We start from the raw sequence: 24,800 nt of genomic DNA, 5'->3' as shown, positions 1-24,800 counted from the left end.
GAATGCTCGACAAGCGGAAATTCTATATCAACGGCGAATGGGTCGATCCGATCACGCAAAACGATCTCTACGTGCTCAACCCGGCAACCGAAAAACCCATCGCGGTCGTCTCGCTCGGCACAGCGGAAGACATTGACCGCGCGGTTACGGCCGCTAGGAAGGCTTTTGCAAGCTACAGCCGGACGAGCGTCGAGGAACGGCTGGCGCTGCTCGAAAAGCTGCTCGCGATCTACAAGCGCCGCTACGACGAAATGGCCGATACGATCACCGCCGAGCTCGGCGCACCGAAAACGATGAGCCGCGAGCAGCAGGCCGATGTCGGTGTCGGCCATCTGCAGGGCTATATCGATGCGCTGAAGAACCTTAAGCTGCGCGAGAAATTGCCGAACGGCGACACGCTTCTGCGCGAGCCGATCGGCGTCTGCGGGCTCATCACCCCGTGGAACTGGCCGGTCAACCAGATCGCGCTCAAGGTGGTGCCGGTGCTTGCGACCGGCTGCACATGCGTCCTGAAACCGAGCGAGTTCACGCCGCTCAATGCCATGCTCTACGCAGAGATGATCCACGAGGCGGGTTTCCCGGCCGGCGTCTTCAACCTCGTCAACGGCGACGGCATCCATGCCGGGGCGGCGCTCTCGAAGCACAAGGACATCGACATGATGTCGTTCACCGGTTCGACGCGGGCCGGCATCGCCGTCAGCAAGGACGCCGCCGATACGGTCAAACGCGTTACGCTCGAACTCGGCGGCAAGTCGCCGAACATCGTCTTCGCCGATGCCGATATCGAGGAACGCGTTACCGCCAGCATTCTCGAATGCTTCAACAATTCCGGCCAATCCTGCGATGCGCCCACCCGCATGCTGTTGGAACGCAGCGTCTACGACAAGGTGGTGGAGATCGCCCGGCGCGTCGGCAGGGAGGCGAGAGTTGGCGATCCGACGAGGGAAGGCTCCCATATCGGGCCGCTCGTCAGCCATATTCAATACGAGCGTGTGCAGGCGCTGATCGAAGCGGGCGTCGCCGAGGGGGCGATCCTGCTTGCCGGCGGTCCGGGCAAGCCGGAAGGCTTCGAGACCGGCTACTTCGTCAAACCGACGATCTTCGCCGCTGTCAACAATACCATGCGGATCGCGCGCGAGGAAGTGTTCGGTCCGGTGCTTTCGATCATTCCCTTCGACACGGAGGAGGAGGCGATAGAGATCGCCAACGACACCAATTACGGGCTCGCGGCCTATGTCCAGACCGGCGATCCCGAGCGGGCGCAAAGGGTGGCCGCGCGGCTGCGTGCCGGTATGGTGCACATCAATGGCGGTCCGCACCGCTATGGCAGCCCCTTCGGCGGCTACAAGCAGTCCGGCAATGGCCGGGAAGGCGGCATGTTCGGCCTTGAGGATTTCCTGGAGGTGAAGACGGTGCATCTGCCGGACGCAGCCTGATAGAATGTCTCCGGGGCACGGCCGCACCTTTTTGGCGTGCGGCCGTTTTCAGCACCTTTGCGGCGAAATCCGACTGTCGTTTACTCTGCGATTCTGGTAGCTCGCTTGACGGCGCCGTCGATCTCGCGGCGTTCCCCCCTTCGATCGGATACCGCCGTGACCCAAGCCGTCAGCTCCGCCCCCTCGCAAAACTCGCTTGCCATGGCCGCACTGCTGATCGGCGGCGCCGCCATCGGCGGATCGCCGATCTTCGTAAGGCTCTCGGAAGTGGGGCCGATGGCGACCGCTTTCTGGCGTGTGGCGCTGGCATTGATACCGCTGGTCGTCTGGTCTCAGCTCCGCAACGGTGCGGCTACCGACAAGCCTCCACAGCGACTCGCCGACTACGCTCTGCTCGTCCTGCCTGGCATCTTTCTCGCCATCGATCTTGGTGCCTGGCACCTGTCGCTCACCATGACGTCCGTCGCCAACGCGACGCTGCTTGCCAATGTCGCACCGGTCTTCGTGACGCTTGCAAGCTGGGTCCTGTTCCGCTCGCCCGTGAGCGGTATCTTCGTAGCTGGCCTCGCCACCGCCATCATAGGTGTCGTGGTCCTGAAAGGCGGCCCGGCGGCGCTTGGCGGCGGCGATCTCGCCGGCGATGGCATCGCGATCATCGCTGCTATGTTCTATGCTGGCTACATTCTCGCCATAGGCCGACTGCGAAGCCGTTTCAGCACCAACCGCATCATGCTCTGGAGCACGGCATCGGCGGCCGTTTGCATGCTGCCGCTCGCCTTGTTCACCGAGCCCTCCTTGCTGCCGCCGAGCGCCTTCGGCTGGGCCATGCTCATCGGTCTCGCCTTCGTCAGCCATGCCGGCGGGCAGGTGGCGATCACCTATGCGCTCGCCTATCTGCCGCCGGCCTTTTCTTCGCTGACGCTGCTGCTGCAGCCGGTGGTCGCTGCGCTGCTCGCCTGGGTCTTGCTGAGCGAGCCTGTAGGCCTGATGCAGGCGATCGGCGGCGCGATCGTGCTGATCGGCATCCTGATCGCCCGTAGAGGCTAAACCCGCTTAGATACCCGGCAGGGCAAAGCCTACGAGCCGCTCCTCGAGCTTCAAGATCGTCGGCACGTCGGCATTGGCAAAGGCGAAGCGCAGGTAGTTTTCCTGGCCTTCACCGAAATAGTCGCCCGGCAGGCAGATGACGCCGGCGAGCTTCGCGAGCTTCTCGGCGACGAATTGCGAGTCAATGTCGGGGAAGGGATGGCGGATGTAGGCGAAATAGGCGCCGGCGGCCTGCAGCTTCCATTGCGGCAGGCGGCTCATGACGTCCCTCATGGCATTCGCGCGGGCGGCGATCTCGGCGCGGTTCGCAAGACGCCAGTCGGTCAGAGCCGGAATGGCCCTGGCGACGGCGGCCTGCGCTGAGCGCGGCGCGCAGATCTGCAGGTTGTCCATAATCTTGGCGACCTGCGCGATGAACGCAGGGCCGGCGGTGATCGCGCCGAGGCGATGGCCGGGGATGCAGAAGGATTTCGAGAAGCTGTAGAGGGCGATGAAGCCGTCCTGCCACCATTGGGCCCGGAATAGGCCATGGGGCGCAGCAACCGCATCCGGCAGGAAGTCGCGATAGGTTTCGTCGAGGATCAGCCAGGTACCGTTTGCCCGGCACAGCTCGTAGATGCGCTGGAGCAATTCCGGCGGATAGACCGCGCCGGTCGGATTGTTGGGCGAGACGAGGGTGAGCGCGCGAATGCCCGGCCGGAGGGCGGAAGCGACCGTGTCGACTTCCGGCAGAAAGCCGGCGCCGGCGTCGAGGGGTGCCAGCTCGACATTGATCCCGAGCATCGCCAAGGTCGTTTCCTGGTTGAAGTAGTAAGGATTGGTCATCAGGACGGTGTCGCCCGCGCGGGCGATCGCCGTCGCGGCTGCGATGAAGGCTTGGTTGCAGCCGGAGGTGATGTGGATGTTGTCGGCGGTGATCGCCGCGTCGTAGAGCGCCGCAACCTGTTCGGCATAGGCCGTGCGCAATTCCGGCTCGCCTTCGATCGCACCATAACCCGTATATTCAGTCGACGCCGCGGCTTCACCCAGCCATTTGAGCATGTCCGGATGGGGGGGATAGCCCGGAACGGCCTGTGAGAGATCGATCAACGGACCTTTTGCCCCATCATAGGCCTTCGCCCATGCAAGCACCGAGGGAACCGGCGGCGGCGAGAGCTTTTCGACGAGGGGGTTGAAATGCGGCATGGCGGATTTCCTGTTGTTGAACGGGACGCGGGATTTTCGGTCCCCGCTTTATGGCTTGACCTTGCGTTTTTGCGGGCGTTCGGGACGCCGGCTGCGTGGCGAGGAAACGGGCTGGAAAGTCTGCGGCGCCTTGCGGCCGGTGTCTTCCGGTTTCGACACGCGGCTGCGGATGATGGTGCGGGCCGACATCTGCAGCTCCGGCATGGGGTCGCTTTCAAGGGCGGCAAAGAGCCAGTCGATGAAAACGCGGACGATCGGCGCCGCACGGACCTCATTGCGGCAGGCGACGAAGAACGCGTCATTAGCCGGAACGGTCAGATCGAAGGGTGCGATCAGTTCGCCGCGGGCGATCAGACTGCCGGCGGTGATCGTGTCGCCGAGCGCGACGCCCTGATTGTGCAGAGCCGCCTCGGTCGACAGGCGCGCATCGCTCATAAAGTGTTGGCGGCCGCGCTGCAGATCAATCGCGTCGGCGGCAGTGAGCCAGGTGTTCCACTCACGACCATCGTCGCCGTGCAGCATCACGTGGTCGCGCAGATCACGGATGGAGCGCAGAGGGCGCATGTTGAGCAGCGTCGGGCTGACGACGGGAAAGAGCTCGAGCCGGCTCCAGAGCCTCGCCCAGCAGTCCTGCCAGTTGCCGTCTCCATAGAGCAGGCAGACATCGACATCGGGGGAATGGAGGTTTGCCTCGTCATTGGAGGCGATCAGCTTCAACCGCACGTCGGGGAACTGCTCGGTGAATTGATGCAGGCGCGGGATCATCCAGAAGGAGAGCAGTGCCGGTACGCAGGTGACCCGAAGTTCGCCGCTCGTTGCGGGTCGCGTCATCGCCGCCGTGGCCGCGGCTATCTCGGCAAAGGCGTGGGTGACCGCCGGCAAGAGCAAAGCGCCCTGGGGCGTCAGCCTCAACCGCTTGCCGCCGCGCTCGAAAAGCGGTGCGTTGAAGGACTGTTCGAGCGCTTTGATCTGGTGGCTTATCGCGCCGTGCGTCACGTTGAGCTCGCGCGCCGCGGCGGAAACGGAGCCGCGCCGAGCCGTCGCTTCGAAGGCGCGCAGCGGGTTCAGCGGGGGCAGGCGGCTCGACAAGAACGGGCTCCGGAGGGGTGGCGTCTATGTGAATTTTTCTCACGCGAAACGCTATAACAATGTCAATTGATTTTCCAGAAGATTTGTCCCTAATATCTCCAATTAAAACGAATGCCCGGGGAACTTGGTCGCGCCATGTCAGCTCTGCGAAAATCCGCAGATAAGGATCCGCGGTGTGTCATGGGCCTGCCCCGGATCGATTCTAACAAGTAGAGCGGGATTGGCGGAAAACCGCATGCTTTCCGCGTTCCGCACTGTAGACACGGGAGATTCCGCGCATGGCTTGGGATGAGAAGAAGCTCAACGACTTGAGGGCGAAATACGGCGAAAGCCATGGCGGCGAGCTCTTCGATCCGACGTTCCGCAAGGTCGCGGACAAGATCTTCACGAAAAGCGGCACGCGGCTCGCGCCCTTTGCCGGCGTGCCGACGTTTCTGAGCGCCCCGTACATGCCGGTCGACGCCGACAGCCCGGACTTCGGCAATCTCCAGGTAGCGATCGTCGGTATTCCCATGGATCTCGGCGTCACCAACCGCCCGGGCTCGCGTTTCGGACCGCGGGCGTTGCGTGCGATCGAGCGCATCGGTCCCTATAACCATGTTCTCGGCTGCGCGCCGGTGCATGATCTCAGGGTCGCCGATATCGGCGACATTCCCTTCCGCAGCCGCTACCGCCTGGAACTCAGCCACGAGGACATCGAGAAGCGCATCGATCAGATCGTCGAGGCAGGCGTCGTGCCGCTCTCCGTCGGCGGCGACCATTCGATCACGCATCCGATTCTGAAGGTCGTCGGGAAAAAAGAGCCCGTCGGCATGATCCATATCGATGCGCATTGCGACACCGGCGGCGCCTTCGATCTCACCAAGTTCCACCACGGTGGGCCGTTCCGCAATGCAGTACTCGACGGCGTGCTCGACCCGACCCGCGTCATCCAGATCGGCATCCGCGGCGCGGCCGAGTATCTCTGGGAGTTCTCCTATGAGTCGGGCATGACCGTGATCCATGCGGAGGAAGTCACGGGCCTCGGCATTCCCGCCATCATCGAGAAGGCGAAGAAGATCGTCGGCGACGGTCCGACCTATCTCTCCTTCGACGTTGACAGCCTCGATCCGAGTTTCGCGCCGGGCACGGGCACGCCGGAAGTCGGCGGGCTCACGACTCGCGAGGTGCTGGAACTGATCCGCGGCCTCAAGGGCGTCAATCTCGTCGGCGGCGATGTCGTCGAGGTGGCGCCGCAATACGACGCGACGACCAACACCGCTCACGCCGGCGCCCAGGTGCTCTTCGAGATCCTGAGCCTGATGGTCTTCAGCCCCACCGTTGCCGGCAAGGCATGATGGGAAGCATGAAGGTCCATGATCTTGCGTGACGACCGAGCGATTGCAGCGCGATAATAAGGCCCGAGTCCTCGGGACCGGGCGGGAGCGATCGCAGCGTGCGGGCGGAACAGAGGCGGAGGCTCGCTTCATCCCGCCCATCGCGGCTAGAAGACATAAAGAATCAACTGGAACAGGGAACGCGGCAACGACCGCAAAACAAAGGAGACATGCAATGAACATCAATTCCATCAAGCGCCGCACGCTGCTCGGTGCGGGGCTCGCCGGCGCATCGATGCTGGCGATGCCGACGGTGCTTCGGGCGCAGGACAGGTCGCTGAAGGTCGGCGTCTATGGCGGCTACTTCAAGGACTCCTTCGACAAGAACATCTTCCCGGAATTCACCAAGGCAACCGGCATCGCAGTCGAATCCGTCGCCGAGCCCACCGGCGAGGCCTGGCTGGTGCAGCTGGAGCAGGCGGCCCGAGCCGGCCAGGCGCCTGCCGACGTCTCGATGATGTCGCAGGTCGCGATGCTCAAAGGGCAGGCGACCGAGCTCTGGACGCCGATCGACATGGCGAAGATCAAAAACGCATCGAACCTGCTCGACCGCTTCGTCAACAAATATCCGGATGGCCGCGTCGCCGGCGTCGGGGCGGTTTCGTGGTACATCACGCTGGTGACCAACACCAATGTCTACAAGGAAGCGCCGACTTCCTGGGCGGCATTCTGGGATCCGGCGAATGCCGACAAGCTCGGCCTGCTGGCGCTGGTCTCCAACTCGTTCCTCCTCGAAGTGACCGCCAAGACCTTCATGGGCGGCACCAATGCGCTCGACACCGAAGAGGGCATCTTGAAAACATTCGAGAAGCTCGCCGAGGTAAAGCCGAACGTCCGCCTCTGGTACCGCGACGAAGCGCAGTTCGAGCAGGCGCTGAAGTCCGGCGAAATTCCGATGGGCCAGTACTATCACGACGTCACCGGTCTTGCCGCAGCCGACGGGCATCCGGTCCGCTCCACCTTCCCGAAGGAAGGCGGCATCCAGGATTCCGGCTGCTGGGCGCTCTCGCGCGCCTCGCAAAAGGCCGAGGAGGCGCATATCTTCATCGACTATATGTGCCAGCCCTCGATCCAGGCGACGCTCTCGCGCAAGGTCGGCACTTCGCCGACGGTCAAGCGGGAATCGACCGACCTGACCGACAAGGAATTTTCGGCCGTCTCTTCCGATATCGAGCCGATCGTTCCGCGTTACGACCTCTATCAGACGAAGTCGGATTGGCTGAACCAGAAGTGGACGGAGTTGATCGTCGGCTGACGATGTTCACCGGCCGGACCCCGCTCCGATTTGCGGAGCGGGATCAACGCGGTTTGACACATATCCCTTAAACCGCTGACGGTTTAAGGATAACCTTGTACGGGAGTTCAAGGATACTACCGCGGCCGTTGCGTGTCCGATAGAACGCCGGCCGGTGGAAGCTGCGCACGAAGCGCTCCTGCACGGTTCTCGAAATCGGAGCCGACGCAGCAATTCAAAAGATCACAGCGGCCGCCCTGGCCGAGAAGACGCGGGCGCGCTGTAGGACGGGGAACAAATGTCGGGACTTGCCCTTCAAAGCGTCGTCAAGGAATTCGGGGCCTTCAGGGCCGTAAACGACGTCGACCTCACGGTGCCGCATGGCACATTCGTCTGCATGCTGGGCCCCTCGGGCTGCGGCAAGACCACGCTGCTTCGCATGATCGCAGGACTCGACCTGCCAACCTCGGGCGCCATACGGCTCGACGGCGAGGACATTACACGCGTGCCGACGCACAAGCGCAATCTCGGCATGGTGTTCCAGTCGCTGGCGCTTTTCCCGCATCTGACCGTCGGCGAGAACATCGCCTACCCCTTGCGCATCCGCGGCGCGCCGAAGGAGGACCAGAGAAAGCGGGTCGACGAGCTCCTGTCGATGATCCATCTGTCGGGCTATGCTGACCGCCCGGTCTCGAAGCTTTCCGGCGGTCAGCGCCAGCGCGTGGCGATCGCCCGGGCGCTGGCGATCTCGCCGAAGCTCTTCCTGCTCGACGAGCCTCTTTCGGCGCTCGATGCGAAGCTGCGCGAGGCGATGCAGGTGGAACTCAGGCAATTGCAGCAGAAGCTCGGCATCACCACGATCGTCGTCACCCACGACCAGCGCGAGGCGATGACGATGGCCGATACGGTGGTCGTCATGAGCGGCGGCGAAATTCGCCAGGCCGCCTCGCCGATCGAAATCTATCGTCGGCCGGCCGACAGTTTCGTCGCCGACTTCATCGGCCAGACCAATTTGATCGAAGCGGAACAGGACACCTTGAACCACGTGACCGTGCTGGGTCAGCCGGTGCCGGGGCTGCAACTGCCGCCGGGTGCCGCGAAGGCGACGCTTTCGATCCGCCCGGAGGACGTGCACCTGACGGCGCCCGGTGCCGGTGCGCTTTCCGGCAAGGTCACCTTCGTGCGCGATCTCGGCGGCACGATCGAGACCTTTGTCGACGTCGCAGGGCGCCAGATCGTCGCTGTTTCGACGCCGCGGGCCCGGCCAGAAGTCACGGTCGGTCAGGAGGTCGGCATTGCGCTTACCCCGGATTGCTGCGTGGTGCTCAGCAAATGAGACGCGAACCGCCCCAGACCCTCGGCGACTACTCGCCGCTTCTCTTCCCCGCGGCGATGCTCACCATCTTCTTCGTCGTGCCCTTCGGCACGATGATCGCCGTCAGCTTCTTCCAGCGCCAGCAGGGCGGCTTCTACACGCCTGCCTTCGTCTACGACAATTATGCCCGCTTTCTTTCGGCTTTCTTCGGGGGCGTGCTGGGCTTCTCGCTCATGCTGGCGATCGCCGTCGCGATCTGCTGCGTCGTGCTGGCGCTCCCTTTCACCTATCTCTTGACCCGCATGGCGCGCAGCGTCCAGGTGGTTTGGCTCGTGGCGCTTCTCTCGGTGCTCTCTCTCTCCGAGGTCATCATTGGTTTCGCCTGGTCGACACTGTTCTCGCGCACGGCCGGCATCACCAACATTCTCGTCGCGCTCGGCCTCATGAGTGAGGCGAAAGCGCTCACGCCGAGCTTCGCGGCGGTGCTGACCGGCATGGTGTACCAGGCCTTTCCCTATACCGTGCTGGTGCTCTTCCCCGCGCTCGTACGCCTCGACCCGACGCTGACGGAGGCCGCCCGCACGCTCGGCGCCTCGCCCCTCAAGGCCTTCTTCACGGTCGTGGTGCCGGCGCTCCGCAACACGATCACGGCGACGCTGATCATGGTCTTCATCTTCGCGCTCGGCTCCTACCTCCTGCCGCAACTGCTCGGCCGTCCGCAGCACTGGACGCTTTCGGTGCTGATCACCGATCAGGCTATCTATCAGTCCAACATGCCGTTTGCCGCGGCGATGGCGGTGTTCCTGGTGCTTGTGACGCTCGGACTGGTGGCGCTGACGGTGATTGCGGGACGGAAAGGAGAAGCGGCATGACCTCCGTTTTCCGCAAATTCTATTTCTTCGTGGTGGCCCTCTTTCTCGCCCTGCCGCTGATCGTCGTCGCCGGCGTCTCGGTCAACCAGAAGCAGACGCTCGCCTTTCCGCCGGAGGGCTTCTCGGCCTCCTGGTACGGCGAAATCTTCCTGAACCCCGAGTGGCGCAACGCTCTTGTCGCCTCGGTCACACTCGCGCTTCTTTCGGCCGCACTCGCCGTCGCGATCGCGCTGCCGCTTGCCTGGTTCCTCTGGCGACGGGTGGCGCCTTGGGCGAACATCTTCCAGCTCCTCGGCGTCGCCCCCTTCACGCTGCCGCCGGTCATTACAGCGCTCGGCCTGCTGACCTTCTGGGCGACCGCCGGCTTCTACGGCCAACCCTGGACGGCGGTCGTCAGCCACGCGATCTTCTTCGTCACCCTGCCGCTCGTAACACTATCGCTCGGCTTCACCTCGATCGATCGTTCGCTGGTCGAGGCGGCTGCGACGATGGGGGCGGATGATCGCAAAATCTTCCGCACGATCGTGCTGCCTTTGATTCTGCCCTACATCGTCTCCGGCTACGCCTTTGCTTTCGTGCTTTCGCTCAACGAATATATCGTCGCCTATATGACCGTCGGCTTCACGATGGAGACGCTGCCGATCAAGATCTTCAACGCGCTGCGCTACGGTTACACGCCGACCATGGCTTCGGTGACGATCCTCTTCGTTACCACCGCCGCCATTATCTTCGGCCTCGTCGCGCGCTTCGGCGACCTGCCGAAGCTGCTCGGCGCCATGTCATCGGACGGAAAGTGATGAAGCTCGCGGCCCTGCAGATGAGGAGCGTTGGCGGCGACCCTGCCGCCAATCTCGCCCGCATCGAGTGGGCGGCGAGCGAGGCCGCCGGCAAGGGTGCGACTTTGCTCGTCACGCCCGAGCTCGGGATTACCGGCTATGGTGCGGGAGAGGCGATTGCGGCGCTCGCGGAGCCGGCCGACGGGCCGATCGTTCGAGAGCTGCAGCGTATCTCGCGGCAGGCCCGCATCGCCATCATCGCGGGATTCGCCGAGCGGGAGGGCAGCGCCGTCTATAACAGCGCCGTCCACGTCTACGGCGATGCTCACCCGACGGTCTACCGCAAGTCGCATCTCTACGGCGACTATGAGCGCTCGCTTTTCACGCCGTCCGAACCGTCGACGCGTCTCTTCGAGCATCGCGGCGTCACCTGCGGCATGCTGATCTGCTACGATGTCGAGTTTCCGGAAAACGTGCGCCGGCTCGCCCTCGCAGGTGCCGACGCCGTCATTGTGCCGACCGCGCTTCCGGCCGGCTGGTCGGGCACCTTCATCACCGAACACATGATCCAGACGCGCGCCTTCGAAAACCAGGTCTTCGTCGCCTACATCAACCATTGCGGCTCCGACGCGCTGTTCTCATTTGCCGGGCTGTCGCGCGTTGCCTCGCCGGACGGGCAGGTTCTGGCAAGGGCGAACTCGGCCGATGAAATGCTGATCTTCGCCGAAATCGACCCGAAGGCTTTCGCCATTTCGCGGGCGGATAATACCTATCTTGAGGACCTGCGTCGGATATCGCCCGATCGTTCGCTCTAAGTGAACATTCCGGTCCTCTCGCCGCTCTTTGAGAAACAATCCGCTCGGGCTGATATTGTGCTCAACGAAATGCCCGCCCACGGCGCCGCGCGCCCAGAAAGCGTAAAGGCGCCGCAACATTGGCTTAGCGCGGGATGAGGAAAAGTGTGCGCGGTTTTCCGCCCGCATCCCGCGCTAACCCATTAGAATCGATCACGTTCATGATTTTAGGCCGATCCGACCTAAAATCATCGTGATCTAGGAGGCACTCATGAGCTTGCAACTGACCGGTATCCATCATTTGACTGCGATCACTGCGAACGCGCCCGAAAACCTGCGCTTCTACACGAAAACGTTGGGGCTTCGGCTGGTCAAGAAGACCGTCAACCAAGACGACACCAGCGCCTATCATCTCTTCTACGCCGACGGGCAGGCGACGCCCGGCACTGACCTGACCTTTTTCGACTGGCCTGTCGGGCCCGAGAGGCGGGGAACGCACAGCATCTCGCGCACCGGCCTTCGCGTCGGCAGCGCCGAAACCGTCCGGTGGTGGAAACGGCGCTTCGATGAACTGAAGGTTACGTCGGGCGATGTTGGCGAAATCGACGGGCGGGTTTCGCTCGACTTCGAGGACGGCGAAGGTCAGCGCTTTCGGCTCGTCGACGATGGCGGGCTTCAGCCTTCGCATCCCTGGCAGAAGAGCCCGATACCCGCCGGGCATCAGATCAAGGGCCTGGGTCCGATCACCATCAGCGTGCCGAACATCGCCAATACCGCGCTCGTGCTGACGCATGTGATGAACATGACTGAGGTGCGCAGCTATCCGTCACCCGACGGGGTCGGAGAGGTGCATGTCTTCTCGATGGGCGAGGGCGGGCCGGCGGCCGAATTGCACGTGGCGGTCCAGCCGGGCCTGCCGATCGCACGCCAGGGAGCGGGCGCCGTCCACCATGTCGCCTTCCGGGCGCCGGATATCGACACGCTGCATCAATGGACGGAACGGCTGAACGATTTCCGCCTGCCTTCGAGCGGTGAGGTCGAGCGCTTCTATTTCCGCTCGCTCTATTTCCGTGAGCCGAACGGCATCCTGTTCGAGATTGCCACTGACGGACCCGGTTTCGCAGTCGACGAGCCGATGGAGACGCTCGGCGAAAGCCTGTCGCTGCCGCCCTTCCTCGAGCCGCGACGCGCTCAGATCGAGGCGAGATTGAAGCCGCTCGGATAGCGGCGGTTGTTTACGATATGCGGAAGCCGTGGTCGATTTCCGGCTTTCCTTTTCTTTCCACATTTCTAGTTCTTTCATTGAATTCGGCGTGTGTGAAAGGATGTGTTTATCGATGACCAAGCTTCTCGGCATATCAGGCAGTCTGCGGAAGGCGTCGTTCAACACGGGATTGCTGAATGCGGCGAAAGCGGTCGCGCCCGACGGTGTCGAATTTGAAACGGCAACCCTGCACGGCATTCCGCTTTACGATGGCGATGTGGAGGCCGAGAGCGGCGTCCCCGCCGCGGCAACGGCGCTCAAGCAGAAGATCATCGCTGCGGATGGCGTGATCCTGTTCACCCCGGAATACAACAATTCGATCCCTGGCGTTTTCAAGAACGCGATCGACTGGCTTAGTCGCCCGCCCGCCGATATCCGCAAGGTGTTCGGCGGCCGGCCCTTTGCGCTTGCCGGCGCTTCCTCCGGGAATTTCGGGACGATTCTCAGCCAGAACGCCTGGCTTTCAGTGATGCGGACCCTCGGCGCCCAGCTTTGGTCGGGCAAGCGGTTGATGGTGCCGAAAGCGGCTACGCTCTTCGACGATGCCGGGCAATTGACCGACGACGACACCCGCGAACGACTGCGCGGCTTCGTCGAAGCCTTCGCCGCCCACGTCGCTACGACGAAGGCGAGCTAACTTTTCCTGGCTTCTAAAGACCGTTTTCATCGAGCCAGCGGCGAATCGCCGCCACGTCCTCGTCGCCGATTCCGTGGTGCGTGTCGATGTCCAAGGCTTCGAGCTGCGCGCCGGCCTCCGCGAGAACCAGCTTCAACGCAGGTGCATGCTTGCCGTAAGGATCGTCCTTGCCGGTGAGCATCAGGACTTTCGTGTCGGCGAGATCGGGTTTCGGCGCGTTCTCGAGCGCGGCCATGGCTCTCATCAGCACGACGTTCCTGATCGCGCCCGGATGGAGCAGCATCACGGCCGCCAGCAGGTTCGCACCGTTCGAGTATCCGATGAACACGGTACGGTCCGGATCAAGCCCGTAGCCTTGGCGCGCGTCTTCGACGAAGGCGACGAAGGCTTCCGCCTCCGAGCGGATGTCCCTTTGGTCGAAGGTCGTCATCGAGAGGCGCCGGAACCAGCGCGGAAAGCCTTCCTCGGTGCTGCGGCCGCGCACGCCCATCAGCGTGGCATGCGGATCGACCTGATGGCCGAAGGGCAGCATGTCGATCTCATTGCCGCCACTGCCGTGCAGCAGCACGAATGTGCGGTCACTCGCCTTCTCCGGATAGTAGAGGCGATGGACGAAAGGCAGGTCCCGCTGCGCCGGACGCGGCTCGCCCGGCAGCGCGAATTGCGGCAGCTTGACCAAGGCCGCGGCATCTTTCGCAAGATGCGGAGGCAGGAACAGCGTCGAGCCGAGCGCGTCCGGAGGCTCGTCGACCGCGAAGCCGGGCCCTTCGGTGGCGAACTCGCAAAGCGAACCGCCCGGTTCGCGCACATAAATGGAGAAGAAGTATTTCCGGTCATGCGCATTGGTCGCGCCGGCATGCTCCTGCTCGAGATCGGCGCGCACTGCAAGCACCGTCGCCTCGTCAGGCGCGCGAAAAGCGATGTGATCGATCGTGCCGGTGCCGGGGGCGGCGCTCCAGAAGCCGGCGGCATCGCGCACGTCGACCACGTCTCCGGACGACGAGGTGAGACGGCGGATGGTCTCCGTCGCGGCCGTTTCCCTGTAGCCGAAATGGTTCTGCAGAAAGTGGGCCGTTTCCTTCGGCTTTTCGGTAAGCACGGTTGCTCCGCGCAACCGCCGGATCGAGTCCGTTTCGGGAATGTCGCGGCTCGCCCACGGAGCCGGCTCAGAAAGGGCGTTGGTCCCGACGAGCTTGACGATCACGCCATCCGGATCCTTCAATCTCAGGACCGGCTCGCCGAATTCCTGTGCCGGTCCGGTTGTCTGGAAGTTGAACTGCAGGGCCCGCGTCAGCCAGAAGCCGATACTCTCCGGCGGAATGGCGAAGGCGATCTCGCTTGGCTGCCCGTGGCCGACACGCCCGGGAGAGCCGTCCTCCCAGATCAGGAAGCTGACGAGCGAGCCCGGCGAGCCCGCGGCATCGCCGTAAAAGAGATGCAACTGATTGGGGTCCTCGTAGCCGCCGGTCCGCTTCACGAGATGGAGGCCGAGGAAGCCCACATAAAAATCGACATTCGCCTGGACCTTGCGGGCAATCAGCGTGATGTGGTGGATGCCGCTCGTCACGGTCTCTGTCCTCCCTGCAAACGGTGGCGAGCGCGAGCCGATCGCGCGGTTTCGACCGAGATCACCGTCAATCTTTCTTTGCGGCAAGGAAAGACTGAAAGGCCTCGCCATAGTCGGGATGCCAGCGCGAAAGCGGCGGCCGGTTCTCGACGATATCGCCGGCTGCCCAGAGGATGCGCTTTTCGTCCGTCGGACGCGCGACTTCGTTGTCGGGGCAGAGAATATAGAAATCTCCGCGGGCAAGGCTCTCCATCATGAAGTCCACCGTCTGTTCGGGCGTCCAGGCGCCGGCGGGCTTTTCCGTGCGGCCGTGCGCGGTCAGAGCGGTATAGACGAAGCCCGGTATCAGGAGGTGGGCATTGACCTGGCAGTTCTCCGTGTTGCGCAATTCGTGCTGAAGGGCTTCGGTGAAGACCTTCACGCCTGCCTTCGAGATGTTGTAGGCCGGATCGCCGGGCGGCGTGGTGATGCCCTGTTTCGAGCCTGTGTTGATGATCAGCGCGGGCTCTCCGTGGGCAATCATGGCGGGTGCAAAAATGCGCGAGCCGTTGATCACGCCCCAGAGATTGACGCTGATCACGGCCTCCCAGTTCTCCAGCGGGCCGAACATCGACGAGCCGGGCTGGATGCCGGCATTGTTCATCAGCACATGCACGCGGCCGAAACGCTCGCGTGTCGCGCGCGCCAACGCCACAAGTTCGTCGGCCCGCGAGACATCCGTCGCGATCGCGGCAACATCATCTGCCCCGCCGGCAGCGGCCTTTGCTACTTCTGCCGCGGCCTCTTGCAACCGTTCACTGGCCAGATCTGCAAGCACGACCTTCATTCCGAGGCCGGCGAAGCGCTTCGCCGTGGCAAGGCCGATGCCGGAGGCGGCGCCCGTGATGACGGCTACATTGTTCTTGGCAATGGCGGAATAGGACAACATGGCTCTCAATCCTGCTTGCGGGGACATCGAGCAGAAATAGGGCCCGGCGGCGGGCAAGTCCATGACGCGAATTGGCCTTCACCAGCTTTAAGGGCTTCGGCCTTGTTGTCGCCTCGCACCACGCTAATTTACGAGTCTAATCACTGCATCTTTCCTTAAATCGCAGCCGATCCAGGGAAAAATGTAGCGTTTCAAAGTGCTGCAGCACCTTTGCGCGTCTGATTAACGCGCGGCGCTGCAAACGCGCCGTTTGTGCGGCTTCGAGATATTTCATGGCGACCGAAGGCAAATTCATCAAAGGAACATCCTGCAACGGCTGCCCCTTGCGCCCGCTTCAAGTGTTCCGTTCCTTCAAGGCGGACGAACTCGCATTCGTCAACCATCTCAAGCTCGGTGAACTCGCATTCGGTAGTGGCGCGGCGGTATTCCTGGAGGGCGAAGAATGCGAGCATCTCTTTACTGTGCTTTCCGGATGGGGTTTTCGCTACAAGACGCTTGACGACGGTCGGCGGCAGATCCTGAACTACGTGATGCCCGGCGATCTCATCGGGTTGCAGGGCAGCCTCACGGGCGAAATGCAGCATTCGATCGAGGCGCTTTCGCCGATCAGGGTCTGTGTGTTCCCGCGGAGCAAGCTCTCGGAACTCTACAGAGAATATCCCGAACTCGCCTATGACCTGACCTGGATCGCTGCGCGCGAGGAGCGGATGCTGGACGAGAACCTGTTGAGCATCGGCCGTCGCTCCGCTCTCGAGCGGGCGGCGTACCTCATCGCTCTTCTTTATCAAAGGGCGACGACGCTGGAGCTTTTCAGTGGCGGGTGGGGTAGCATTCCCCTCACCCAGCAGCATGTTGCGGACACGCTCGGCCTTTCGATCGTCCATACCAACAAGACGCTCAGGAAACTGGCCGATCGGGGACTCATCCGCTGGGCGGAAAAGGGCTGCGATGTTCGCGACATCGATGGACTGTTGACGCTTGCGGGATGGGACGGGTTGAGCGAACCGAAACGGCCGTTCATTTGAACGGGGTCACCGTATGTCAATTACGTGCAACTTGTCTTTTTTAAATGCCTTCCACGTCCAAGTGCACTAGCGTCGTTCAAGTCTCGGCCACTCGGGGGACCTACAGCGCCGCGCGTCTTATCAGACGCGCAAAAATCGCTGTAGCACTTTGAATTGCTGCATGCCTTCGTCCTTAAATCGAGGTCGATTTGAGGACACATGCAGTAGGATGCGGATATATATGCCATTCAATCAGATTCCACTGGCCATCAGGTCGGTACTCGTCCTGGAGGATAATTTCCTTATCGCCTTGGACATGGAGCAAATGCTCAACGCTCTCGGCGTCACAAGCGTCCACGTGGCCACGACCAAGGAAAAGGCGATGGAGTTCATCGCCGGTCATGCCATCGATTTCGCCATTCTCGACATCAATCTCGGAGACGACACGAGCTTCACCGTTGCCGACGCGCTGATTGCACGCGGCATCGGCATCGGCTTTACCAGCGGTTATGGCGAGCTACTGGCCCTGCCCAGCCATCTGCGTGATGTCCCGAGGATTGACAAGCCCTTCAGCGAAGGAACGCTCAGCAGTCTCATTGCGACCGCTAGCGGCCCGAAGAGCATATGACGCGGATGCTTGTCAGACTCTGCCGCGCGCAATGAACCAGGGATTGGCGAAGTCGCTATCCTCCGGCTGGTCGCGCTTGCCGTAGGCGAGCGGCTTGCCCGCCACGGTGAGCGTTTCGCCACCGGCCGTCCTCAGGATCGCGTCACCCGCCGCCGTGTCCCACTCCATCGTCCGGCTGAAGCGCGGATAAATGTCGGCAAGACCCTCGGCCAGCAGGCAGAACTTCAGCGACGAGCCCACGGCCTCGTAGTCGGTGATGCCCCGTTCTGCGAGATAGGCGATCGTTTCTGCGCTGTTGTGCCAGCGGCTGGTCAGCGCGAGCGGCCGGTCAGCGCAGCGGCGGCAGCCGATGGAGGTCCAGGAACTGACGACGCTGCCTGCCTCGACGATCGCCTTCCTCGCCCGTCCGGCGGCGGCCGAATAAAGCACACCGAGTGCGGGCGCATAGATGACACCGGCGGTGGGCGCGCCGTTCTCAATGAGTCCGATGTTGACGGTGAAATGGCTGTTGCGCTCGACGAATTCCTTGGTGCCATCGAGCGGGTCGACGAGGAAAAAGCGCCCGCCGGCGATGTCGGGCACGTGCCCGGCGGCAACGGCTTCCTCCGCAACGACAGGAATGCCGGGGAAGGCGGCGGCAAGATCGGCAAGAATAATGTGTTCGGCGCGATGGTCCGCATCGGTCACCGGCGAGGTGTCGGCCTTGTAGATCACGGCGGGGCCGGCGCCGTATATGTCCAGGATTGCCTGCCCGGCGACGATCGCCGATTTTTCCAGTATCTCCAGCATCTTCTTTCGTCTTTCCGGCGTCGCCGCATCGATTCCCATGCAATGCCCCGATAGCATCGATGGCGCGGCGGGAGAAAGTCATCTTTGCCACGGGCTACGAAGGGTAAGGCATTGGGGGCCGGGAAGAATGCCTGTTGCCGATCGTATTTTTCCCGGCTGCGTGAGGCTGAGCGAATTGGCCACCGCGCCGCTGCCGCCGATGGCACCGGCACCCAGCTCAAGGGTGCCAGTTTGGGGGGCGTCTGCGTGACCCCAGGCGACGTTTGCGTGCCGTTTTCTTGTTTTTGCCGCCGGATTTGGCCATTTCGCGAGCGAACGCTGCCGAAAGTTTGATTTTTTTGGCTTCAAAAGCGTCAAATCGATTTTATCTCGGAAGAATCCACCGACGGCGCATTTTTTTTGCTTTCATTTTCATTTGAAAGAGGTATGAAATCGGGCTCAGAGCACGCTCGGGAATGATAACTAATAACAAGAGATCGGACCATCAGGATCCGGTCCAGGGGAAGATTGATGGAGTATTTCATCCAGCAGCTCGTCAACGGGCTGACGCTTGGGTCTATTTATGGTATGATCGCGATCGGTTATACCATGGTCTACGGCATCATCGGCATGATCAACTTCGCCCACGGCGATATCTTCATGCTAGGCGGCTTTGCCGCGTTGATTGTCTTCTTGCTTCTCACGACATTTATGGCAGGCGTACCAGTTGTGCTGGCGCTTTTGCTTATGATGATCGTCGGTATGCTGACAGCAGCGCTCTGGAACTGGACCATCGAACGGGTGGCTTACCGGCCACTGCGCGGGTCCTTCCGTCTGGCGCCGCTGATTACGGCGATCGGCATGTCGATCGTCCTGTCGAACTTCATCCAGGTAACTCAGGGGCCGCGCAACAAGCCGATCCCGCCGCTTGTTTCCTCGGTTTATGAGATCCTGGGCATCGCGATCTCGCTGAAGCAGATCGTCATCGTCGTCATCACGGCAATCCTGCTTTCGGTCTTCTGGTACGTCGTCAACCACACGCCGCTTGGACGTGCGCAACGCGCTACCGAGCAGGATCGCAAGATGGCGGCGCTGCTCGGCGTCGATGTCGATCGCACGATCTCGGTGACCTTCATCATGGGTGCGGCGCTCGCCGCCGTCGCTGGCACGATGTATCTGATGTATTATGGGGTCGTCGTGTTCACCGACGGCTTCGCTCCGGGCGTCAAGGCGTTCACGGCGGCCGTTCTCGGGGGGATCGGCTCGCTACCCGGCGCCGTCCTCGGCGGGCTCTTGATCGGCCTCATTGAGTCGCTGTGGTCGGCCTATTTCACCATCGACTACAAGGATGTCGCGACCTTCTCCATTCTCGCGATCGTCCTGATCTTCAAGCCGTCGGGTATTCTCGGACGACCGGAAGTCGAGAAGGTATAATTCCATGGCAAATGTTGCATCCACAACCGCAAGCGCCGGCAGTGAACTGACGGCGCGGGCCCTGCGAGAGGCCGTCTTTGCGGGTCTCATCACGCTCGGATTGTTCGTGCTCTTCGTTGGGCTCAAGACCGACCAGAACATCCGCAACGAGCTGATCCTTACTCAGCGCTGGGGGTTGCTCGCGACCTTTATCATCGTTGCCATGGTCGGTCGCTTCCTGATGGTCGCCTATGCCCAGCCGTGGCTTGCGCAGCGCAAGGCCACAAAGGCGGCCGCAGCCGAGGTGGTGAAGGAGGAGGGCTTCTTCAGCCGCAACTTCTCCAAAATCGCGATTGCCGCTCTGGTGCTCTATCCGCCCGTCATCGTCGCGCTTTTCGGCGTACAAGGCTCGCTTAAATGGGTCGACAACTTCGGCATCCAGATCTTGATCTATGTGATGCTCGCCTGGGGCCTCAACATCGTCGTCGGCCTCGCCGGCCTGCTCGACCTCGGATATGTCGCCTTCTATGCGGTCGGCGCCTATTCCTATGCGCTGCTCTCCAGCTATTTCGGCCTGTCCTTCTGGGTGCTGTTGCCGGTCGCCGGGCTGCTCGCCGCCTGCTGGGGCGTCATTCTCGGCTTCCCGGTGCTGCGCCTCAGGGGCGACTATCTGGCGATCGTGACGCTCGCCTTCGGCGAGATCATCCGCCTCGTGCTGATCAACTGGACCGAGGTCACCAAAGGTACGTTCGGCGTCTCCGGCATTGCCAAGGCGACGCTTTTCGGCATCAAGTTCGACGCTTCAAAGGACGGCTTCGCGGCGTTGATGGGCCTGCCGATCTCGTCTGCCTATTACAAGATCTTCCTCTTCTATCTGGCTCTCGCCCTTTGCATGATCACGGCCTTCGTCACCATCCGGCTGCGCCGGATGCCGATCGGTCGCGCCTGGGAAGCGCTGCGCGAGGATGAGATCGCCTGCCGCTCCCTCGGTATCAACACGGTGACTACCAAGCTGACGGCATTCGCCACCGGTGCGATGTTCGGCGGCTTCGCCGGCTCTTTCTTCGCCGTTCGCCAGGGCTTCGTCTCGCCGGAGTCCTTCGTCTTCCTCGAATCGGCGGTCATTCTCGCCATCGTCGTCCTCGGCGGCATGGGCTCGCTGACGGGAATCGCCATTGCGGCAATCGTGATGATTGGCGGCACCGAGATCCTGCGCGAGCTCACCTTCCTGAAGATGATCTTCGGTCCCAACTTCACGCCTGAACTCTATCGCATGCTGATCTTTGGCCTGGCCATGGTCATCGTCATGGTCTGGAAGCCGCGCGGCTTCGTCGGGTCGCGCGAGCCCACCGCGTTCCTCCACAAGCGCAAGGCCGTTTCCGGCAGCTTCACCAAGGAAGGGCACGGCTGATGACCTTCGAGACAAGCACAATGACAAAAGACCCCATCCTCAAGGTCGAGCACCTGTCGATGCGCTTCGGCGGTCTCATGGCCATCAACGACTTCTCCTTCGAGGCCGCGCGCGGCGACATCACCGCGCTGATCGGCCCGAACGGGGCGGGCAAGACAACGGTGTTCAACTGCATCACCGGTTTCTACAAGCCGACGATGGGCATGATCACCCTGCGGCAGAGGTCCGGCAAGGAATACCTCCTGGAGCGGCTGCCCGATTTCGAGATCACCAAGCAGGCCAAGGTCGCTCGCACGTTCCAGAACATCCGGATGTTCTCGGGGCTCACGGTCCTGGAGAATCTGCTCGTTGCGCAGCACAATAAGCTGATGCAGGCTTCAGGTTACACCTTGCTCGGCCTTTTCGGCTTCCCCGCCTATCGCCAGGCCTCCAAGGAATCGATCGAACTTGCCAGACATTGGCTCGAAAAGGCATCCCTCATCGATCGTGCCGACGATCCAGCGGGCGACCTGCCCTATGGCGCGCAGCGGCGGCTGGAGATCGCCCGCGCGATGTGCACGGGGCCGGAGCTTCTTTGCCTCGACGAGCCCGCGGCCGGTCTTAACCCGCGCGAGTCGCTCGCCCTGAACCAACTCCTGCAGGAGATTCGCCGCGACACCGGCACGTCCATCCTGTTGATCGAGCACGACATGTCTGTCGTGATGGAAATTTCCGATCACGTCGTGGTGCTCGAATACGGGCAGAAGATTTCCGACGGCAATCCAGACTTCGTGAAGCACGATCCAAAGGTCATCGCGGCCTATCTGGGTGTCGAGGATGAAGAGGTTGAAGAGGTGATCGAAGAGATCGAGGAAATCGAAAGCGAGCAGGGAGGCATCAATCCATGACTGCTGCGCTGCTGAATGTGAGAGGCGTCGAGACCTATTACGGCAACATCCGCGCCTTGAACGGCGTCGATATCGAGGTCCATCGCGGCGAGATCGTCTCGTTGATCGGCGCCAACGGCGCCGGAAAGTCGACGCTGATGATGACGATCTGCGGCAGTCCGCAGGCGCGCACCGGTTCGATTCACTTCGATGGCCAAGAGATCACGCGCATGCCGACGCACGAGATCGCGCGCTTGAGGATAGCGCAGTCCCCGGAGGGGCGGCGCATCTTTCCGCGCATGACGGTGCTCGAGAATCTTCAGATGGGCGCGGGCCTCGACAATCTGAAGCACTTCAACGAGGACGTGGAGAAGGTCTTCACGCTATTTCCGCGCCTCAAGGAGCGGCAGGCTCAGCGCGGCGGCACTCTGTCGGGCGGCGAACAGCAGATGCTGTCGATCAGTCGCGCCCTGATGGCGCGGCCAAAGCTGCTCCTGCTCGACGAACCATCGCTCGGTCTTGCGCCGTTGATCGTCAAGGGCATCTTCGAAGCGATCAAGACGCTCAACAAGAAAGAGGGCCTCACCGTGTTCCTGGTGGAGCAGAACGCCTTCGGAGCGCTCAAGCTCTCCGATCGAGGCTACGTCATGGTCAATGGCAGGGTGACGATGAGCGGGACCGGCAAGGATCTCCTCGCCAATCCGGAGGTGCGCTCGGCCTATCTCGAAGGCGGACGTCATTGACGCGCCGCGCTGGAGTTAAGTGACATGCAGGGAATTCTCTACGAAGAAGCCTCAATCTGGCAGTTTCTCTTCATCACCTGGGTACTCGGCGGCTGGACCGCATGGCGGACCGGTAAGAGCGTTGCCGAGAGCTGGTACGGCGCTCCGCGACTGTTGATCTATGTGGCGCTGCTCGGATGGGGCATCCGCTTCATCCATCATGCGCTCTTCGGCGGCACGATGTTCAGCCTCCAATACTATGTCGTAGACACGCTCGTGCTTTTGTTGTTTGCTACTGCCGGCTTCCGGTACTACCGAACCAAGCAAATGGCGAACATGTACTACTGGCTCTACGAAAAGAGCTCGCCTTTCTCCTGGAAGGCCAAATAAGGGAACAGCGCGTGCCGGTCGGCAGCGGCCGGTGCGAAAGAACACCGGCGCAATTGATGGTGGGCATTGCGCAGGCTTAGTAACGAGACCCGCTCGAATATTTGGGAGTAACAAGATGAAAAAGTCTCTTCTGTCGGCTGTGGCGCTGACAGCAATGGTTGCCTTCAGCGGCACCGCATGGGCTGACATTCTGGTCGGTGTCGGTGGTCCGCTGACCGGCCCGAATGCGGCGTTCGGCGCCCAGCTCCAGAAAGGTGCGGAGCAGGCGGCTGCCGACATCAATGCCGCAGGCGGCATTAATGGGGAACAGATCAAGATCGTTCTTGGTGACGATGTTTCGGATCCCAAGCAGGGCATTTCCGTCGCCAACAAGTTTGTCGCCGATGGCGTGAAGTTCGTCGTCGGGCACTTCAACTCGGGCGTTTCCATTCCGACGTCGGAAATCTATGCCGAAAACGGCATCCTGCAGATCACGCCCGCCTCGACGAACCCGCAGTTCACCGAACGCGGCCTGTGGAACACCTTCCGCACCTGCGGCCGTGATGATCAGCAGGGCGCCGTCGCGGGCGCTTATATAGCTGCCAATTTCAAGGACGCCAAGGTCGCCGTCGTCCACGACAAGACCCCGTATGGTCAGGGCCTTGCCGATGAGACGAAGAAGGCGATGAACGAAGCCGGCGTCACCGAAGCGCTTTACGAAGGCATCAATACCGGTGACAAGGACTTCTCCGCGCTCATCGCCAAGATGAAGCAAGCCGGCGTTTCGATCGTCTATTACGGCGGTCTGCACACCGAAGCCGGCCTCATCATGCGCCAGATGAAGGATCAGGGCCTGAAGGCAACGATGATGTCCGGCGACGGCATCGTCTCGAACGAGCTGGCTTCGATCGCCGGCGACGCCGTCGACGGCACACTGATGACCTTCGCACCCGATCCGCGCAAGAGCCCGGCCGCCAAGGAACTCGTCGAGAAGTTCCGCGCCTCCGGCTTCGAACCGGAAGCCTACACGCTCTATGCTTACGCGGCCCTGCAAGTGATTGCTGACGGCGCCAAGGCAGCCGGCGGCAACGACCCGCAGGCCGTCGCGGAAGCACTCAAGGCCAAGGGTCCGTGGAAGACGGCGATCGGCGAACTCGGCTTTGACGAAAAGGGCGACATCACCCGCCCGGACTACGTCATGTACACCTGGAAGAAGGGTGACGACGGCAAGTACAGCTACTTCCAGAACGAATAGTCCGCTCTGACGCTGTGAAAACGACTTCTGGACCCGGCGTGAAAGCGCCGGGTCCTTTGTTTCGGTGAGACGAAAGGCGCGGCGTTGCGAATGCTGTAGCGGCCGCCGCGTTTCGCAAAGTCTGGCGATGCCGTCGCGTAATGCTCTTGTCGGCTACAACGCCGCGCGTCTTATCAGACGCGCGGCGTTGTAGCCCTTTGAATTACTGCATGTCTCCTTAAACCGAGGTCGATTTAAGGAGACATGCAGTAGCGCGGGATGAGGAAAAATGTGCGCGGTTTTCCGCCCGCATCCCGCTAACCTATTAGAATCTATCACATTCATGATTTTGGGTCGATCCGACCTAAAATCGTCGTGATCTATCGCAACAGCGATGCGCGCAGGGCCGCGATTTCCTGTTTCAGCCGTACGATCTCCGCCGGCTCCATTCCTGTCGCGTCGGCGATACCGAGCGGAACGCCGCTCGCCTTTTCCTTCAAGGCCTTGCCGGTGCCGGTCAGCCGCACGCGCACTTGCCGCTCGTCGGTCTTGTCGCGCACCCTTGCAATGTAGCCCATGGCCTCGAGGCGTTTCAGCATGGGGGTGAGCGTGCTCGATTCCAGGAAGAGCTTCTCGCCCAGGCTGCCGACGGTCTGGTCGTCTTTCTCCCAAAGCACCACCATCACCAGATATTGCGGATAGGTGAGATCCAGCGCGTCGAGGAGCGGCTTGTAGACCCGCGTGAAGGCGTGGTTTGCGGAATAGATCGCAAAGCACAGGAAATTGTCGAGCTTCATCAGGTCCTCCGAGGAGGGAAGGTCTGCCTTTGCCATGGCCGTTATCCGATTCATCGAACCAGAAAAAT

Annotated in this window: 24 protein-coding genes; 18 read left to right on the top strand and 6 right to left on the bottom strand. The window is 61.9% G+C overall.

The window, feature by feature from the left end; translation table 11 throughout:
- Positions 1 to 2: 2 nt before the first annotated feature.
- Positions 3 to 1,436 carry an aldehyde dehydrogenase family protein gene (locus AYK65_RS12525; RefSeq protein ID WP_081158555.1) on the top strand — a complete coding sequence of 478 codons (1,434 nt, stop codon included), beginning with the start codon at positions 3 to 5 and terminating at the stop codon, positions 1,434 to 1,436.
- Positions 1,437 to 1,592: 156 nt separating this feature from the next.
- Complete coding sequence (locus AYK65_RS12520) at positions 1,593 to 2,483, top strand: DMT family transporter (RefSeq protein WP_420810244.1); 891 nt, start codon at positions 1,593 to 1,595, stop codon at positions 2,481 to 2,483.
- A gap of 6 nt (positions 2,484 to 2,489) precedes the next feature.
- Here the strand turns inward: AYK65_RS12520 and AYK65_RS12515 are convergent, their stop codons facing one another.
- Positions 2,490 to 3,668, bottom strand: a complete 1,179-nt coding sequence (locus AYK65_RS12515; RefSeq protein WP_081158551.1) for an aminotransferase — start codon at positions 3,666 to 3,668, stop codon at positions 2,490 to 2,492.
- 48 nt (positions 3,669 to 3,716) lie between these two features.
- A complete protein-coding gene (locus AYK65_RS12510) occupies positions 3,717 to 4,757 on the bottom strand; it encodes a LysR substrate-binding domain-containing protein (protein ID WP_046119683.1) in 1,041 nt (346 codons plus the stop codon).
- A 278-nt stretch (positions 4,758 to 5,035) separates the two neighbouring features.
- Between AYK65_RS12510 and speB the strand changes: the two genes are divergently transcribed.
- From speB to AYK65_RS12470, 8 genes are all read left to right on the top strand, one after another.
- A complete protein-coding gene (gene speB, locus AYK65_RS12505; RefSeq protein WP_046119684.1) occupies positions 5,036 to 6,094 on the top strand; it encodes an agmatinase in 1,059 nt (352 codons plus the stop codon).
- A gap of 214 nt (positions 6,095 to 6,308) precedes the next feature.
- On the top strand, positions 6,309 to 7,388 hold the full coding sequence (locus tag AYK65_RS12500; protein ID WP_046119685.1) for an ABC transporter substrate-binding protein: 1,080 nt from the start codon (positions 6,309 to 6,311) through the stop codon (positions 7,386 to 7,388).
- Positions 7,389 to 7,665: 277 nt separating this feature from the next.
- A complete protein-coding gene (locus AYK65_RS12495) occupies positions 7,666 to 8,703 on the top strand; it encodes an ABC transporter ATP-binding protein (RefSeq protein ID WP_046119686.1) in 1,038 nt (345 codons plus the stop codon).
- Entirely contained in the window at positions 8,700 to 9,554 is an 855-nt protein-coding gene (locus tag AYK65_RS12490; protein WP_026618134.1) for an ABC transporter permease, read from the top strand. The genes AYK65_RS12495 and AYK65_RS12490 overlap by 4 nt, the downstream gene beginning before the upstream one ends.
- Complete coding sequence (locus AYK65_RS12485; protein WP_081158549.1) at positions 9,551 to 10,351, top strand: ABC transporter permease; 801 nt, start codon at positions 9,551 to 9,553, stop codon at positions 10,349 to 10,351. Before AYK65_RS12490 ends, AYK65_RS12485 begins: the two co-directional genes overlap by 4 nt.
- The gene (locus tag AYK65_RS12480) at positions 10,348 to 11,145 is read left to right on the top strand and encodes a carbon-nitrogen hydrolase family protein (protein WP_081158547.1); all 798 of its coding nucleotides are present in this window, start codon (positions 10,348 to 10,350) and stop codon (positions 11,143 to 11,145) included. Before AYK65_RS12485 ends, AYK65_RS12480 begins: the two co-directional genes overlap by 4 nt.
- Before the next feature lie 250 nt (positions 11,146 to 11,395).
- Positions 11,396 to 12,349 (top strand): ring-cleaving dioxygenase, encoded by a 954-nt coding sequence (locus tag AYK65_RS12475; RefSeq protein WP_081158545.1) that lies wholly within the window; start codon positions 11,396 to 11,398, stop codon positions 12,347 to 12,349.
- A gap of 112 nt (positions 12,350 to 12,461) precedes the next feature.
- Positions 12,462 to 13,025 carry an NADPH-dependent FMN reductase gene (locus tag AYK65_RS12470; protein ID WP_046119689.1) on the top strand — a complete coding sequence of 188 codons (564 nt, stop codon included), beginning with the start codon at positions 12,462 to 12,464 and terminating at the stop codon, positions 13,023 to 13,025.
- A gap of 13 nt (positions 13,026 to 13,038) precedes the next feature.
- Here the strand turns inward: AYK65_RS12470 and AYK65_RS12465 are convergent, their stop codons facing one another.
- Together AYK65_RS12465 and AYK65_RS12460 are read right to left on the bottom strand one after the other, a co-directional pair.
- Complete coding sequence (locus tag AYK65_RS12465) at positions 13,039 to 14,592, bottom strand: VOC family protein (RefSeq protein ID WP_026618129.1); 1,554 nt, start codon at positions 14,590 to 14,592, stop codon at positions 13,039 to 13,041.
- Positions 14,593 to 14,659: 67 nt separating this feature from the next.
- Positions 14,660 to 15,520, bottom strand: a complete 861-nt coding sequence (locus AYK65_RS12460) for an SDR family NAD(P)-dependent oxidoreductase (RefSeq protein ID WP_081158544.1) — start codon at positions 15,518 to 15,520, stop codon at positions 14,660 to 14,662.
- Positions 15,521 to 15,792: 272 nt separating this feature from the next.
- On the opposite strand from AYK65_RS12460, the gene AYK65_RS12455 reads away from it, so the two are divergent.
- Together AYK65_RS12455 and AYK65_RS12450 are read left to right on the top strand one after the other, a co-directional pair.
- Positions 15,793 to 16,545 carry a Crp/Fnr family transcriptional regulator gene (locus AYK65_RS12455; protein WP_026618127.1) on the top strand — a complete coding sequence of 251 codons (753 nt, stop codon included), beginning with the start codon at positions 15,793 to 15,795 and terminating at the stop codon, positions 16,543 to 16,545.
- Positions 16,546 to 16,765: 220 nt separating this feature from the next.
- A complete protein-coding gene (locus AYK65_RS12450; protein ID WP_081158601.1) occupies positions 16,766 to 17,152 on the top strand; it encodes a response regulator in 387 nt (128 codons plus the stop codon).
- A gap of 12 nt (positions 17,153 to 17,164) precedes the next feature.
- Here the strand turns inward: AYK65_RS12450 and cysQ are convergent, their stop codons facing one another.
- On the bottom strand, positions 17,165 to 17,941 hold the full coding sequence (cysQ, locus tag AYK65_RS12445; protein WP_046119718.1) for a 3'(2'),5'-bisphosphate nucleotidase CysQ: 777 nt from the start codon (positions 17,939 to 17,941) through the stop codon (positions 17,165 to 17,167).
- A gap of 510 nt (positions 17,942 to 18,451) precedes the next feature.
- Here cysQ and AYK65_RS12440 point away from each other — a divergent pair.
- From AYK65_RS12440 to AYK65_RS12415, 6 genes are all read left to right on the top strand, one after another.
- On the top strand, positions 18,452 to 19,354 hold the full coding sequence (locus AYK65_RS12440; RefSeq protein WP_046119690.1) for a branched-chain amino acid ABC transporter permease: 903 nt from the start codon (positions 18,452 to 18,454) through the stop codon (positions 19,352 to 19,354).
- A gap of 4 nt (positions 19,355 to 19,358) precedes the next feature.
- Positions 19,359 to 20,744, top strand: a complete 1,386-nt coding sequence (gene livM, locus AYK65_RS12435) for a high-affinity branched-chain amino acid ABC transporter permease LivM (protein ID WP_046119691.1) — start codon at positions 19,359 to 19,361, stop codon at positions 20,742 to 20,744.
- Positions 20,744 to 21,631: an ABC transporter ATP-binding protein gene (locus tag AYK65_RS12430; RefSeq protein WP_026618122.1), complete on the top strand. Its 888-nt coding sequence runs from the start codon at positions 20,744 to 20,746 to the stop codon at positions 21,629 to 21,631. Before livM ends, AYK65_RS12430 begins: the two co-directional genes overlap by 1 nt.
- Positions 21,628 to 22,353: an ABC transporter ATP-binding protein gene (locus AYK65_RS12425; protein ID WP_026618121.1), complete on the top strand. Its 726-nt coding sequence runs from the start codon at positions 21,628 to 21,630 to the stop codon at positions 22,351 to 22,353. The genes AYK65_RS12430 and AYK65_RS12425 overlap by 4 nt, the downstream gene beginning before the upstream one ends.
- A gap of 24 nt (positions 22,354 to 22,377) precedes the next feature.
- Positions 22,378 to 22,722, top strand: a complete 345-nt coding sequence (locus AYK65_RS12420; protein WP_026618120.1) for a DUF6867 family protein — start codon at positions 22,378 to 22,380, stop codon at positions 22,720 to 22,722.
- Between the two features lie 115 nt (positions 22,723 to 22,837).
- Complete coding sequence (locus AYK65_RS12415; RefSeq protein ID WP_026618119.1) at positions 22,838 to 23,956, top strand: branched-chain amino acid ABC transporter substrate-binding protein; 1,119 nt, start codon at positions 22,838 to 22,840, stop codon at positions 23,954 to 23,956.
- A 359-nt stretch (positions 23,957 to 24,315) separates the two neighbouring features.
- On the opposite strand, the gene AYK65_RS12410 is transcribed toward AYK65_RS12415, so the two are convergent.
- Positions 24,316 to 24,768 carry a MarR family winged helix-turn-helix transcriptional regulator gene (locus AYK65_RS12410; protein WP_026618118.1) on the bottom strand — a complete coding sequence of 151 codons (453 nt, stop codon included), beginning with the start codon at positions 24,766 to 24,768 and terminating at the stop codon, positions 24,316 to 24,318.
- Positions 24,769 to 24,800: the final 32 nt, after the last annotated feature.

Origin of the sequence: Ensifer aridi (assembly GCF_002078505.1) — a bacterium.
In the GTDB taxonomy this organism is placed as follows: domain Bacteria; phylum Pseudomonadota; class Alphaproteobacteria; order Rhizobiales; family Rhizobiaceae; genus Sinorhizobium; species Sinorhizobium aridi.
The sequence above is the reverse complement of the archived record's forward strand: the minus strand, read 5'-3'. Positions and strand labels throughout refer to the sequence as shown.